The organism is Metabacillus idriensis (assembly GCF_050483325.1).
GTDB classification, from domain to species: domain Bacteria; phylum Bacillota; class Bacilli; order Bacillales; family Bacillaceae; genus Bacillus_P; species Bacillus_P idriensis_A.
Map to the genome: position 1 here is coordinate 30315 of NZ_JBCMYF010000007.1, position 14372 is coordinate 44686.

Here is a 14372-nt window from a genome sequence, read left to right on the forward strand (position 1 = left end):
CATTAAAAAAATTTATGTTACCGGCTGACTGTCACTTCTGCATGTTTAATCGTTTTTTCTATAATCCCAACCGCTTCATTTATTTCATCCGCTGATACAGTGAGCGGAGGAAGAAGCCGGATGACGTCTGGACCTGCAGGGAGTGTTAATAACCCATTGTTTCGCAGTTCCGTAATAATTGGGGCTGAGTCCTGATTTAATTGAATGCCGATCATGAAACCTTTTCCTCTAATCTCTGTTACAGCAGGCGCATCAAGCAATGCAGCTTCTAGCTTTTCGGCCATTTTTTCTGACTTTTTAGCAACTTCCTGTAAGAATTGGGGCTGAAAGATCTTTGTGAGCGTTGCTCTAGCTGCTGCCATCGCAAGCGGATTCCCTCCAAATGTCGTTCCATGTGAACCCGGCTGAAAGGATGCAATCAGCTCTTTTTTTCCAATCATGGCTCCAACAGGAAATCCGCTGCCGAGTCCTTTGGCTGCTGTAATAATATCAGGCTCTATTTTAAAATGCTGATAAGCAAATGGCAGACCCGTACGTCCAATGCCTGTTTGGACTTCATCAACAATCAGCAGTGAGCCGAGCCGTGCACATGTTTCTTTCACTTTTTCTAAAAATGCAGCTTCTGCCGGTACAACTCCGCCCTCTCCCTGAATAACTTCAAGCATAATCGCAGCATAATCGTCTCCGTCTAATTGGTCTAGAGACTCCATATCGTTAAAAGGCAAGTATTCAAATTGCGGCAATAACGGTCCAAAGCCATCATGAATTTTCGCCTGGCCGGTAGCAGACATCGCTGCAAATGTTCTGCCATGAAACGATTGCTTAAAAGTAACAATCTTCGTTTTGCCCGTGTGCTTTCTCGCAAGCTTTATCGCAGCTTCATTCGCTTCTGCCCCGCTGTTGCAAAAAAACACTGCATCACAGCAGCAGCTGGCTGTAAGAATCTCAGCTGTTTCCTCCTGCAATGGATGCTGAAAAAGATTCGATACGTGCCAGACTTTATCAAGCTGATCTTGAACCGCCTGCAGCACATCCTTGTCTCCGTGGCCTAAATTACAAACAGCAATTCCTGAGATAAAATCAAGATAAGTTTTGCCGTTTTGATCCGTCGCGACCGAGCCGCTCGCTTCCTTTATCTCCAAATCCCAGCGTGCATATGTAGGAAATACATGACTCATTTAAATGCAGCCTCCTTTTTCATGGTAATTTTTGTTCCCAAGATGGATTGTTCTGCAACAAACATTGACTGGCCGCTGACTATCATCACTTCTTTTAAAGATTGAGACAATGACCTGATCGCAGCCTGCACTTTCGGAATCATCCCGCCGTTAATAATTCCTGCGCCAATCAACTCTTCAATTTCATCGGGCGTAGTATGATTGATCACTTGTTTTTCCTTTAAAATACCTGGTACATCTGTGACAAACAGCAGTTTTTTAGCACCAAGTGCACTTGCTATAGCAGCTGCTGCTGTATCTGCGTTGACATTAAGTGTCTGATGATCTTCTGTTCTCGCAATCGGAGCAATAACAGGAATGTAATCACCATCAAGCAGTGTTTTTATCAGATGGATTTGGACGTTTGATATTTGTCCTACATATCCAAGTTCTTTCTCATTTAGAAAATCAGCTGTCAGTATTCCGCCATCAGAACCTGCAATTCCAGCAGAAGTGAGGTTATTTTGTTCCAGAGCCCTTACAATTTGTTTATTGATTTGGCCTGCGAGCACCATCTCAGCGATATCCAGGACCTGCTTAGTTGTCTTTCTCTGTCCGTTGATAAACTCCGTCGCAACGTTCATGCTTTGGAGAACGCTATTGATCGCAGGACCTCCGCCGTGGACAATGACGACTTTATATCCTTGTTTTTTCAGCTCGTGCAGACTTCCGAAAAATGGCTCTGACAGTTCATCAACTATACTTCCTCCGCATTTCAATACGACAACTTTGCTCATGGTCCTCTCCTTACGTTCTGTAGCTTGCGTTAATTTTGACATAATCGTATGTCAGATCGCAGCCCCAGGCTTTTCCTTCTCCGTTTCCGATCCGGAGGTCGATATGAATATTCACTGTGTTTTTTTCCAGTACTTCTTTTGCCTTATCTTCAGAAAAATTCTGAGGCTGACCATTATGATACAGACATTGATCACCTAAAAAGATGCCGATTTTATCAGGATTCACCTCTGCGCTGCTGTGGCCGATTGCACCGATAATTCTTCCCCAGTTTGCATCAGCACCATAAATGGCTGTTTTGACAAGACTTGATCCGACCACTTTTTTTGCCGTAATTCGTGCTTCCTCATCAGTTGCTGCTCCTTCGACTGTCACTTCAATCAGCTTCGTAGCGCCTTCACCATCCCTTGCTATGCTCTTTGCAAGATCTTCGCATACAAGCTTTAGGCCCTGCTTGAAGGTATCCCAATCATCATGCCCTGAAGTAAGAGGTTCATTATTAGCCAATCCATTTGCCATCACTAAAACCATATCGTTCGTTGAGGTTTCGCCGTCAACTGTAATTTGATTAAATGAAACATCCGTCAATTCACTGAGAGCCTCCTGCAGAACACTGCTTTCCACAGCGGCATCTGTTGTAACAAATGCAAGCATGGTCGCCATGTTTGGATGAATCATCCCGGACCCTTTTGCACAGCCGCCGATCGTTACTTTTTTTCCGTCAATCATCATTTCATAGCATGTTTTCTTCGTCATTGTATCCGTCGTTAAAATCGCTTCTTGGAACTCTGGTGACCCGTCTTTTGATGGAGAAATTTCCTCAACACCATTCCGGATGCAGTCCATTTTTAAATATTCACCGATAACACCTGTAGAAGCTACTGCCACATGCTCTTCTTTTAATGCAAAAGACTTTGCGCACAATGCCCTCATCTCATACGCATCTTTCAATCCCTGCTCTCCTGTACATGCATTGGCAATCGCACTGTTCACTATAAGCGCCTGCAGTTTATGATCCATTTCAATGCTTTCTTGTGTTATTTTCAGCGGAGCTGCCTGAAAATGACTTTGTGTGTAAACCGCAGCACAGCTTGCGGGAACTTCGCTTATTAAAACGCCTAAATCCTTTTTAGCATATCGCAGTCCGGTATGTACCCCATCTGCTGTAAATCCTGCTGGTGATGTAACTGATCCTTCATCTATTTTGCGGAGCCCGGTGGACTCTTTTACTTTAAGCATAATTCAGCCTCCTATGGATATAGCGGTGTGAGTTCAAGTCCCATTGTTTCTTCAAATCCATTCATCATATTAAAGTTTTGCACGGCCTGACCTGCAGCGCCCTTCATCAAGTTATCAATCACCGAAACGATTGTGACTCTTCCTGTCCGTTCATCAAAAGAAAGGCCGATGTCACAAAAATTGGAACCGAAAACCTCTTTTGTCGAGGGAAATTCTCCCTGCGGCCTGACTCTGACAAAATAGGAATCTCTATAATAAGCTTGATAGCATGCAAGTAATTCCTCTGAACTCATTTGTCCTTTTGTATCCGCGTAGATGGTTGCCATGATTCCCCTTGTCATTGGAACCAAATGTGACTGAAAGGTAATGGCCGATATGTTTTCATTCATCAGGTGGAGCGCTTGTTCAATTTCAGGAATATGCTGATGACCATTTACTTTGTAGATTTTCAGATTTTCATTAACTTCTGAGTAATGAACACCGATGCCGGCTTTTCGCCCTGCACCCGATACTCCTGTTTTTGCATCAATAATAATGGAAGATTCATTGATCAAATGATTAGAGACAGCCGGCGCAAGACCAAGAATTGACGCTGTCGGAAAGCAGCCTGGATTTGAAAGAATGGATGCGTTCATAATGGCTGGTTTATTCAGCTCAGAAAGACCATAAACCGCTTCATCCACAATCTTCTGATCTGCAGCCTTTCGTTTATACCATTTTTCGTATAAATCAGAATCTTTTAATCTTAAATCTCCTGACAGATCAATGATCTTTACCTGCGCTAAGTTGATTTGCGGCAAAATCTCTGCAGCAGCTCCAGGCGGTGAGGCCATAAACAGGACATCAACCTCTTTGTCGATTGAGGCGCTGTCTATGCTGACAAGTACTTCATCACTTATCCCAGTCAAATGAGGATAAGATTCCCTGTATGCCTTTCCGTCTTCAGAAGATGTATATAAGATACATTTATCCACTTTTGGATGTTTTGTGAGAAGGCGGTATAACTCATTGCCCCCATAGCCCGTTGCACCTATAATACCTACATTCATTTGAATCACCCTTTAATTTATATCGTTCGTTTATTTGAATTAGTACCCATTATAATACTGCATAAAAATAAAATCAATTGTATATTTAGAAATTTTTCAGATTAATTGATTGTGTCCGGCTGCTCAGTGCGAGCTGATAGAGTTTAACGTATTTGATCGGAGTGGCAACTTTATTAAAATTATATTTGTACCTTCTTCATGTCTTGGGGTTTGTGTACTCATTAAGGACACTTTTGGGGGTTTTAGCCGCGATTTTGGAATCATAGCATGCGGTTGTTTCCTCTTTTCGCGCTCATTTCATTGATTGTGGAATCATAGTACGCTTTTAATTCCTCTTTTTCGCGCTCTTTCAGTTGAATGCGGAATCATTCGGCCACTCTTCATCATAAACTGATCTCCGGTTTTTACGGCTACAAGGATTCATTTAATATTTTGAGTCATCTATCAGTTTTTTCAGAAGTTATCTTATAAACGCTCGCAAAAAAAATCCCGGTCCTTTTAAGAACCGGGATCTAACTATTTCACTGTACACCTAATGCAATTTTTGCAATTCTGCTCATTCGGTCTTTTGTCCATGGCGGATTCCAGACAATATTTACTTCTGTTTCTTTAATTTCTGGAATATCACGCAAGGCTGTTTTTACTTGATCGATGATTGTGCCTGCAAGCGGACAGCCCATTGAAGTCAGTGTCATTGTTACAATCGCAGTACCGTTCTCGTCAAGTTCCACATCATAAACAAGTCCCAGATTTACAATATCAACACCAAGCTCAGGGTCAACGACAAGCTCAAGCGCTCCATACATATTTTCTTTAAGTGCTTCATCCATCATAATCAATCACTCCTCATAGCAAAGTATATCGAAACTAAGCAGCAACCTGAAATTATTTGCTTTCAGTCAAGAAATCGGCAAACCAGTCGACGGCAGCAATCAGCCCTTCGCGTGAAACTTTATGATCTGCATTGGTATCCGCAATAAATTTCAGATATTCGGGCTTTTCCTCATAGGACGATTTGATTTCCTCAAAGAATGTATAAGTCGGATCAAAAGGTACAACCTGATCCTTTTTGCCGTGCCAGAATAATAATGGACGGGCTGCGAGCTTTTCTGTATGTATACTCAAATCATAAGCCTGCAGACTTAAGAAGTGCTTTTCAAGCTCTTCATCCGTCAGCGGAACTTTAATGCCCATCTTCTGTATATATTGTATTTGCTGACGGGAAAACTGTTCATAATAAGGACTTCCCATTAAGCTTGCAGCTGCTTTAATCCATTCGTATTGGGTCAAAGCACCAAGTGTCACAATACCGCCCATGGAAGTTCCTGCAACACCGATCTGATCGGGATCAATCAGTTTTTCATTTTCAAAATAGTCCTTAATGATCTGCAATTCATTGATTTCATTTATTACAATGCTCCAAAATTGCATATTTAACTCAAGTCCGGCAAGATTTTCGTTTCTTTCTCCGTGATGAAGGGCGTCCGGCAGCACAACACGAATACCTTTTTCAGCAAGCAGGTAGGCATAGTGCAGGTTATGTTCTTTCGCGCTTGTAAAACCGTGGATAAAAATGACAAACGGCGTTTTATCATTTTTGGCAGAATCCTTTACCACATGAAGTAATGGAATACCGGCTGCATTCATTTTTTCAACAGCGATCATGTTTTATGCCCCCTCTTTTTTATTATCATAAGTGTAACATGTAGACAATAATCTTGGAAAAAAGATACACTGATAATGGGACTTGTTTTTTATTTCAAAGAATAAAGGAGCTTCTATGACAACAAAACCTTATTTAATTGCACTTGATTTAGATGGTACTTTATTAAAAGATGATAAAACGATTTCTGCCTATTCAAAAGAAATCATAAAAAAAGCAAAAGAAGCAGGACATGTTGTCTGCATTTCAACAGGACGCCCGTATCGTGCAAGCTCGATGTACTATGAGGAGCTTGGGCTCGATACACCGATTGTCAACTTCAACGGAGCATTTGTCCATCATCCAAAAGATGATCAGTGGGGAGCATATCATACGACTCTATCACTTGATGTTGTAAAGCAAATCGTTGAAGTGTGCGAAAAACACAACGTTAATAACATTCTTGCGGAAGTAATGGATCATGTTTATTTTCATTATCACGACGAAAAGCTTCTTGATATTTTCACAATGAACTCATCTGACATCACGGTAGGAGATTTGCGGAAAAATCTTGGGGATGATGTAACAAGTATTCTTATTCATGCAACTGAGGAAGAAGTGGACAATATCCGCAGGTATTTATCCGATGTTCATGCTGAGCTTGTTGATCACAGACGATGGGCTGCACCTTGGCATGTCATTGAAATCATCAAGCACGGAATGAATAAAGCCGTTGGATTAAAGAAAATTGCTGATTCGTACAACATTCCCGCCGAAAGAATTATTGCATTCGGTGATGAAGACAATGATCTTGAAATGCTTAAATACGCAGGGCAGGGTGTTGCGATGGGCAATGCCATACCTGAACTCAAGAAAGTTGCGAACAGAGAAACGAAAACAAATGAAGAAGATGGCATTGCCATTTATTTAAAGGACGCCTTGTCACTATAAAGGCGTCTTTTTTAGTGAAGATTACCATCCATATAACCGTGAGAGTTGAGACAAACTAGGAAGGACGCATCAGCAGCGTCAGCAATTAATCATTTAGGGGGAATTTCGCATGAGCAGTAATAAATCTAAACGCTTTGTACAGCAAGGTAAAGATTCCGTTTCGAAACATGATGAACGTTTCCCTTATCACACAACAATGGCTGAGTCAGAAGAGCGCAAAGCTCAAATGGCAGACAAATCCTCTTTAGGAGGCTTTTAAGATGGGCAATCAACTATTTCAGGCAGCAAGAAAAGCCGTTGAAAAAGCAGGCGAGGTTTTAAGCGGCAAGATGAATGACGATCATAACAAGCATGATCATCATCAGCAAAATCAATACAGCGGGCATGATGACAGTCAGCAAAATCAATATTCAAGTGAGCATCAGGGCCAAAATGGCGCACAGCACAGCCACCAAGGCGCAGATGCGGATGCAAAAGCAAAAGCAGAAGGTGCACTCATGTCCGCCTTTGCAAATGCTTCTCCTGAAGAACAAAAGCAGCTGAGCGAGCTTCAGGACGAACTGAAGAATATGTAGCTAAAGTGAAAACAAAACCCCCTGGAAATCATTTTCGGGGGATTTTGTTTTATGCTGGTAAGAGGAAATTGGTTGATTCCACCTTAAAGTGCAAAAACCAAAAAAGGTGGAAACAAAGCATGCGGTTGATTCCACCTTACAGGGCAAAAACCAAAAAGGTGGAATCAAAGCATGCGGTTGATTCCACCTTACAGGGCAAAAACCAAAAAGGCGGAAACAAAGCATGCGGTTGATTCCACCTTACAGAAAAAAACCAAAATGGTGGAAACAAAGCATGCGGTTGATTCCCCTATACAAGGCAAAAACCAATAAGGTGGAATCATAGCGTGCATTTGATTCTGCACAATAAACAAATTTATAGAGGGTAATCAAAAACAACAATCTATGCGAAAACAGCCTAAATATATATTCTGATCAATATAAAAAACTGCGGTTTTACCCGCAGCTTTTCACGCTATTCGGAAACTGTAAATTTCTGCTTTTGCTCAAGCCGTTTAACACCATCTGCTTTTCCGGCAAACATCACTGTTACTGTGTATTCACCTGCTTCAAGCTTTGTCCCGGCGCTTTTCATATCCCACGTTTCCTGATAGGTTTGGCTCTCGTGAGGGGGCAGGGTCATATATTGCAGGGCCTGTGTAAACATTCTGCCTTTGGAATACTTGTACACTTCTGCGCCACTCGGATCTGTGATGATGATTTCATACTTTTGGCCGGATGAGAATTCGAAGTTTTTTTCTTCATCTGTATGATTTTTCACTGTGATGTTAATCTGAACAACTCCAGCATCCTCTTTTGTCTCAACAGATAACTGCACACCTTTTGTCTCCACGTCACCTGACACCTCTTCCGCTTCATCCTTTTTTTCAGCAGTTTGACCGCAGCCGACAAGAAATAATAAGCCCAGCATAATAAATACAAGCTTTTTCATATCCTGCACGTCTCCTATTCTTTGCGGAAGAAACCAAAGATTCCTGTTGTTTGAATGATGTTTGTAAATGCCTTTGGATCAACTTCCTTAATGATTTTTTCTAAATCATAAAGCTCATAGCGCGTGATCACAATCATCAGCATGTCCTTTTGCTCATTAGTAAAAGCTCCTTTAGCAGGAACCAATGTAATGCCTCTAACCATTTTAGCATGAATTGCCTTTTTTAGATCATCCGCTTTTTTTGTAATGATCATAGCTGTCAATTTTTCATGGCGGGTATGAATGGCATCAATGACCCTTGTAGATGCGTACAGAGTGACAAGGGTATAAAGCGCTTTTTCCCAGCCATAAAGCAATCCGGCTGTAAAAATGATAATTCCGTTTAAAATAAAGAAATAAGTGCCAACCGGTTTATCCTTCATTCTTGAAAGGATCATCGCTACAATATCAAGTCCGCCTGTTGATGCACCGTATTTAAGTGTAATACCTACACCGATCGCAACAATGACGCCTCCAAAGACTGCATTGAGCAGGATATCTTCTGATAATGGATATAAAGGGACAATCGATAAAAATAGTGTGGTCGCTGCTACACTAAGAACACTGTACAGAGTGAACGACTTCCCGACTTTCTGCCAGCCCAGAATTGCTACCGGAATGTTAAGCAAGAGCAGCAGGACCCCTGTGGATATGTATAAAGGTGTATATTCTTTAATAACACTTGATAAGAGCTGGGCGATTCCGGTAAAACCGCTCGCATAAACATCAGCTGGAATCATGAATAAATTCAGGCCGACAGCATTCAGCAGCGCTCCAAAAATAACGACAATCGCTTTTTTCACTTCTTCATAAACCATTTGCAGAAAATCCTCCCGGGCTATAAGATATTGATAGTATTTCTGATTTACCCCTATTTCTTGCAGATCAATACAAATATTGTCTATTTAGGGCAAACTAACTTTCTTTACTTCTTTTTGGCTAAGTGCTAATTTAGAACTATATATAAGGCTAAAATCCCGTTTTACGGGGAAAACCAGATGAATTGAGGTGTCAAAATGACTGTACATATCATCGCCGACAGTGCAAGCGATCTGCCGCTTGAATTTTATGAGGAACACGGCGTAGCGCTTCTCCCTCTAGGTGTCCATATAGAGGAAAATGACTATCGCGATTTAGTCACGATTTCCCCTAAAGAAGTATATGACGCGATGCGAGAAGGGAAAATAGCTAAAACGACTCAAATCTCTCCACTTGATGTAAAAGAGACATTTACTGAACTTGCGAAAAAACAAGTACCTGCACTATATGTTGCTTTTTCATCCGAACTCTCCGGAACCTATCAGACAGCTGTTATGATCGGGAATGAAGTCAAAGAGGAATATCCTGACTTTGAGCTTTCCATCGTTGATTCCAAATGCGCTTCCCTCGGGCTTGGACTCGCAGTTAAACATGCAGTTGAGCTTGCCAGTAAAGGAATCACTCTACATGAAATTAAAGCGTCTGTAAAGGATTTTTGTGAGCATACAGAACACATTTTCACTGTTGATAACCTTGAATATTTAGCAAGAGGGGGCAGAATCAGTAAAGCATCCGCATTTGTAGGCGGTCTTCTCAACATAAAACCTCTGCTTCATGTTGAAGACGGCAAGCTGATTCCTCTTGAAAAATTAAGAGGCAAGAAAAAAGTTTACCGCCGGGTCATTGAACTTATGAAAGAACGCGGCTCAGATCTTGAAAACCAGACAATCGCCATCAGTCATGGGGACGATATAGGCTCTGCGAGCGAAATAAAAGCCATGATTGAATCGGAATTTCACCCGAAAGAAGTATTTATCAACACCGTCGGCTGTTCAGTTGGCGCACATTCTGGACCAGGCACAATCGCCATTTTCTTTTTAAACAAACCGATCTCATAATATTATTCATACAGGGCAACATAAACTTATCTTTAAAAAAGGGAGTTTTTATGATGCCGCATACGAGCGATAACGACAAAAAAGCAAAAGATAATAATGCCAAAGAACACGAAAGAAACATGATGCGCGAGAAAAACCGCCAAAAAGGCGAAAGACAATATTCTAAAAAAACAGATCATATATAAAAAACAGCAGCGAAATTCGCTGCTGTTTTCGTTTTATTGAAGCTTAAACTTTGAAAGCGTCTGATTTAAATCATCTGTAAGCTGTCTTAGTTCAATCACTTTTTCTACCATCTTTTCAAAAGCCATGAGCTGTTCAGTTGTCGAAGCTGATATTTCCTCGCTGCCAGCTGCTGTCTCTTCTACCACGGCGCTGATGCTTTCTACATTTTGCAGCACTTGTTCTCCGAGTTGTTTTGAATTCAGCATTCCTGTTTTTAACTCATTTAATTCTGATGTAATTCCTTTTACTTTATGATCAATATCTTCAAAAGCACTTGTTGTATGATCCATTCCGTTCTGCTGTTTTTCGGCAATCGATACCCCATTTACAACAGAATCTGAAATACTGGATATTCCTGACTGAATCAGACTTACCATTTCAAATATTTGAGTTGTTGCACCGGTGGATTCTTCTGCAAGCTTTCTTACTTCAGCAGCAACAACAGCAAAGCCTTTGCCTGCCTCACCGGCACGTGCAGCTTCGATAGCAGCATTTAATGCAAGCAAATTCGTCTGATTTGCAATATTTGAAACAACCTTAGCCATATCTTCTATTTTCGTCATATACCCAATAAATGTTTTAGTTGATTCTTCAATTTGCCTAGTTGTATTCATATTTTCCATAATGAGCTTCCGCTGCGCTTTAATGGCGTTCTGCCCTGATGCAATGGCGTTAACCGTTTCTTTTCCGTATTGAACGGATTGTTCAGTCCGGTTGACATTTTCGCTGAAATCAAAATCCATTCTCTCAATCAAAGTGACCGCATCTTGAAGGTCTGTAGAAATCGATTGAGATCCTGCCGATAGTTCATCTGTAGAAACAGCTACCTGATTGCTGATTTCAGTTAATATCCTGTTCTCTCCTTCGAGATCTTTTGCAAAACCTTCTACTTCTTTACTTACGCTGTCGATTGAGAATAGAAGTCCTTTAAGCTGATGAGTCATTGCAGTGAAAGAATCGTTCAGTGCAGCGATTTCATCTTTTCCTTTGTAAGTGATCATGTTCACTGCCAAATTGCCATTTGCAATTTCATTTGCCTGATGGGAAAGCCCTTTTAGCGGCTTTGTAATGGCATTGGTCATGCGAATGACAAGATAAGAAGATAGTAAAATTAAAAGAACTGTACCAATTATTGCAGATAAAATAACGAATTCGATTTGTTTTTTCAAATTCCCCTGAAGCATCTCATATCGTTCATTCGCATAAATGTTCATCAAGTGCACATCATTTGAAACTCCATCAACCCGGACAGACTGACGCTTCGCTTCTGCCTGATTTTTTTCATTCAGTGCCTGCCCTGTTTCTTCTTTTAAAGCAGTAAATTTATTTGCAGCCTTTTGCAGAGCTTGCTTCGTATTTTTATCCTTCACGATTTGATTCAATTCCTCTAAAAGCGTTTCATTTCTCTGCAATGCATGTAAGGTTTCCTCTTTTTGGGCATCTGTCAATGAAAAGGCAAAGTTGTTCAGGCTTTGCTTTGTTACAGTAAGCTCTCCCTGCAGTTTTTCTATATTTAATAGGACCGGAACCTCATTTTGATTAGATGATTGAATGGAAAGCATATTTACAATAATAAAACCAATCATCAAAGTAGCCATAATAATGATGCTGAGTGAATTCAGCAAAAGCTTTTTCTTAAGTGACACAAGTAATCCCCCTAGTTGCCTTCTGCTAATTTTTTCTGCCATTCATCAAGGGTTTTCTGCTGATCTTCCGTAAATGAAATAACACGGATTGGCGCCAGCTGAACGCCATTGTCTTTTAAACCTAATTCAATATGACCATCAGGTACTTCTTTTTCCCTTACATACTCTTTAAGCAGTTTGTAGATTCCTACGTCTACATTTTTGAGCATAGAAGTTATGACTGATTTTTCTGCGTAAAAATACTGATCGCTGTCAACCCCAATTGCGTAAACTCCGTTATCCTGTGCAGCTTTTAGTGCACCTACACCAGTAAAACCAGCGGCAGCATATAAAACATCAGCCTTATTGCCAATCATTTTTTCCGCTATTTCACTTCCAAGTTTATCGTCGCCGAAATCATTGGCATATTCCGTTATGATTTTTATATCCGGATTAATTGCCTTTGCGCCTTCTGAAAATCCATCGGCAAACTTATTGATGAGCGGAACATCAGCTCCTCCAATAAATCCGACTGTACTCGATTTTGATGTCATGGCAGCAGCAGCTCCTGCTAAAAAGCTGCCCTCTTCCTCTTTAAATGTGATTGACGTGATGTTATCGAGCTCTGAAACGGCATCAATTAAAATAAATTTCTGTTCAGGAAATTTTTTCGCTGTTTTCTCAAGATCCTCCTGAACCATAAAACCTAATCCGATAACTAAGTCATTGCCTTCTTTAACTAATTCAGTTAATCCCTTTTCATAGGTCCCGGTATCTTTAATTTCTCTGTAATCGAATAAAATGCCAAGCTCATCACGAGATTTCATCAGCCCTGAAAATGCTGAATCACTAAATGACTGATCGCCAAGTCCGACATCAGACAACATTATGCCCACCTTTATTTTTTCATCAGCCTTACTCACAGATTCTGATTTTCCGCAGCCTGAAAGCAGCATCATGAGGCAAAACGAAAGCAGTATCGCTCTATGTTTTCTTTTCATTAATGGTTTCTCTCCCTTTAAAAGTATCTCCTCATGTCATATCGACTGATTTTCGGAAATCTTTATTGCTGGAAGGGTTTTGCGTATAATTTTTTTAAGAGAACAGCATAATATCAGTCATTTTTTGATTTTTTCTGTCAAAGTCTGAGTTACATCAATCAAATCTGCAGTTGCTCAAAAAAAAAACAGCAAGCGATCAAACCGCTTACTGTTCCTTTTTGAAATATGTCCAGCCGTCTTCCTGATAAACTTTCCCTGCTTTCATTAATGTGCCGATTGCACGCTTGAACGCGCCTTTGCTCATGTTAAAGCGTTCTTTAATATCTTCAGGATCGCTTTTATCGAAGAATGGCATTGCCCCGCCTCTTGATTCCATGTAATCATAAAGCTGCTGGGCGTCTGCATCCAATGCTTCATGCTTTCTTGGCAGAAGGGATACATTGATTGTTCCATCTTCTTTTACATCAATTACGCGTCCTGTTACAAGCTCGCCAAGTCTCGGCTCTCTTTTACGCTGCGAAGAGTGTATGAATCCTTTGTAGCCTTCTTCTGTGATCATGTATGATCCGGCAATGATCATTCTGTACACTCTGCCTGTTACGGTTTGATTGTTGGCTGCACTTTCCGCTGAGACAATGTTCTCCTGCATGACATCTTCCGTAGCAAGCTTCGTGAAAAACCTGCCATTTTTCGTTACTTTCAAAGAACAATAAAGCATGTCCCCTTCTTCAGGCCAGACTTCAATAAATGCGGGAAGAATATCGTTTGCCACCAGCGCATCCTTGGATAAGCCAATGTCAACAAATGCTCCCATATCTTCTCTTACACTTACAACCTCTACCCAGTCGTAATGATCTTCAGTAATTTTCGGTCTTTTCATTGTTGCAGCAAGACGGTCCTCATGATCGACAATTAGATAAACCTCAACCTCTTGTTTGTCTTCAATCGGCTCCGTGATTTCAGTTTTGTGAAGCAGCACACGGCTTTCTCCGTCTGTTAAATAGTAGCCATAATCTAATTTTTCATCTATTGAAAGCGTCATAAACGTTCCTGGATTCATCAGTGATTTTCGTTCCTTTCTTTTGCAGGTTGAATTTGCTGTTATTGTTAAACTGATTAGGCGGGGAGCTTGTGAGCTTTGCCTTGTCCGGCTCCAGCTCCCACCCCCTCGGTCAGAACAGATCCGCCAGTAAAGGCAAAAAGCACCTTTACTGGCGGATCCTTATCTGCCTGTCGGGGCTAAACGGGAGCTTCCGCACTTCGTTA

The 14372-nt window shown here is 41.0% G+C and carries 16 protein-coding genes; 5 read left to right on the forward strand and 11 right to left on the reverse strand.

Going from position 1 to position 14372, the window contains the following annotated elements; genetic code table 11:
- Window positions 1-17 precede the first annotated feature (17 nt).
- From ABEQ24_RS04605 to ABEQ24_RS04630, 6 genes are all read right to left on the reverse strand, one after another.
- Window positions 18-1178: an acetylornithine transaminase gene (locus ABEQ24_RS04605; RefSeq protein ID WP_430005675.1), complete on the reverse strand. Its 1161-nt coding sequence runs from the start codon at window positions 1176-1178 to the stop codon at window positions 18-20.
- Window positions 1175-1954, reverse strand: a complete 780-nt coding sequence (argB, locus tag ABEQ24_RS04610) for an acetylglutamate kinase (RefSeq protein ID WP_430005676.1) — start codon at window positions 1952-1954, stop codon at window positions 1175-1177. The genes ABEQ24_RS04605 and argB overlap by 4 nt, the downstream gene beginning before the upstream one ends.
- Window positions 1955-1964: 10 nt before the next feature.
- Window positions 1965-3191: a bifunctional ornithine acetyltransferase/N-acetylglutamate synthase gene (gene argJ / locus ABEQ24_RS04615; RefSeq protein ID WP_430005677.1), complete on the reverse strand. Its 1227-nt coding sequence runs from the start codon at window positions 3189-3191 to the stop codon at window positions 1965-1967.
- A gap of 11 nt (window positions 3192-3202) precedes the next feature.
- A complete protein-coding gene (gene argC / locus ABEQ24_RS04620) occupies window positions 3203-4240 on the reverse strand; it encodes an N-acetyl-gamma-glutamyl-phosphate reductase (RefSeq protein WP_430005678.1) in 1038 nt (345 codons plus the stop codon).
- A 521-nt stretch (window positions 4241-4761) separates the two neighbouring features.
- Entirely contained in the window at window positions 4762-5070 is a 309-nt protein-coding gene (locus ABEQ24_RS04625; RefSeq protein ID WP_430005714.1) for a metal-sulfur cluster assembly factor, read from the reverse strand.
- 55 nt (window positions 5071-5125) lie between these two features.
- The gene (locus ABEQ24_RS04630; RefSeq protein ID WP_430005679.1) at window positions 5126-5905 is read right to left on the reverse strand and encodes an alpha/beta fold hydrolase; all 780 of its coding nucleotides are present in this window, start codon (window positions 5903-5905) and stop codon (window positions 5126-5128) included.
- A 115-nt stretch (window positions 5906-6020) separates the two neighbouring features.
- Here ABEQ24_RS04630 and ABEQ24_RS04635 point away from each other — a divergent pair, with 115 nt between their 5' ends.
- The 3 genes from ABEQ24_RS04635 to ABEQ24_RS04645 all read left to right on the forward strand — a co-directional run bounded on the left by ABEQ24_RS04635 (window position 6021) and on the right by ABEQ24_RS04645 (window position 7408).
- Window positions 6021-6833 carry a Cof-type HAD-IIB family hydrolase gene (locus ABEQ24_RS04635; RefSeq protein WP_430005680.1) on the forward strand — a complete coding sequence of 271 codons (813 nt, stop codon included), beginning with the start codon at window positions 6021-6023 and terminating at the stop codon, window positions 6831-6833.
- 109 nt (window positions 6834-6942) lie between these two features.
- Window positions 6943-7092 (forward strand): hypothetical protein, encoded by a 150-nt coding sequence (locus tag ABEQ24_RS04640; RefSeq protein ID WP_165970965.1) that lies wholly within the window; start codon window positions 6943-6945, stop codon window positions 7090-7092.
- A 1-nt stretch (window position 7093) separates the two neighbouring features.
- The gene (locus ABEQ24_RS04645; protein WP_430005681.1) at window positions 7094-7408 is read left to right on the forward strand and encodes a DUF3813 family protein; all 315 of its coding nucleotides are present in this window, start codon (window positions 7094-7096) and stop codon (window positions 7406-7408) included.
- Window positions 7409-7862: 454 nt separating this feature from the next.
- Here the strand turns inward: ABEQ24_RS04645 and ABEQ24_RS04650 are convergent, their stop codons facing one another.
- Both ABEQ24_RS04650 and ABEQ24_RS04655 read right to left on the reverse strand, forming a co-directional pair.
- The gene (locus ABEQ24_RS04650) at window positions 7863-8339 is read right to left on the reverse strand and encodes a BsuPI-related putative proteinase inhibitor (RefSeq protein WP_430005682.1); all 477 of its coding nucleotides are present in this window, start codon (window positions 8337-8339) and stop codon (window positions 7863-7865) included.
- A gap of 14 nt (window positions 8340-8353) precedes the next feature.
- Window positions 8354-9196, reverse strand: a complete 843-nt coding sequence (locus tag ABEQ24_RS04655) for a YitT family protein (protein WP_430005683.1) — start codon at window positions 9194-9196, stop codon at window positions 8354-8356.
- A 198-nt stretch (window positions 9197-9394) separates the two neighbouring features.
- Here ABEQ24_RS04655 and ABEQ24_RS04660 point away from each other — a divergent pair, with 198 nt between their 5' ends.
- Both ABEQ24_RS04660 and ABEQ24_RS04665 read left to right on the forward strand, forming a co-directional pair.
- The gene (locus tag ABEQ24_RS04660; protein ID WP_430005684.1) at window positions 9395-10255 is read left to right on the forward strand and encodes a DegV family protein; all 861 of its coding nucleotides are present in this window, start codon (window positions 9395-9397) and stop codon (window positions 10253-10255) included.
- A 53-nt stretch (window positions 10256-10308) separates the two neighbouring features.
- Window positions 10309-10440, forward strand: coding sequence for a DUF3941 domain-containing protein (locus ABEQ24_RS04665; protein WP_430005685.1), 132 nt, complete (start codon window positions 10309-10311; stop codon window positions 10438-10440).
- 33 nt (window positions 10441-10473) lie between these two features.
- Here ABEQ24_RS04665 and ABEQ24_RS04670 read toward each other — a convergent pair whose 3' ends face one another.
- From ABEQ24_RS04670 to ABEQ24_RS04680, 3 genes are all read right to left on the reverse strand, one after another.
- A complete protein-coding gene (locus tag ABEQ24_RS04670) occupies window positions 10474-12126 on the reverse strand; it encodes a methyl-accepting chemotaxis protein (RefSeq protein WP_430005686.1) in 1653 nt (550 codons plus the stop codon).
- A gap of 11 nt (window positions 12127-12137) precedes the next feature.
- Window positions 12138-13106: a BMP family lipoprotein gene (locus tag ABEQ24_RS04675; RefSeq protein WP_430005687.1), complete on the reverse strand. Its 969-nt coding sequence runs from the start codon at window positions 13104-13106 to the stop codon at window positions 12138-12140.
- A 205-nt stretch (window positions 13107-13311) separates the two neighbouring features.
- Complete coding sequence (locus ABEQ24_RS04680; protein WP_430005688.1) at window positions 13312-14166, reverse strand: CvfB family protein; 855 nt, start codon at window positions 14164-14166, stop codon at window positions 13312-13314.
- Between the last annotated feature and the right edge of the window lie 206 nt (window positions 14167-14372).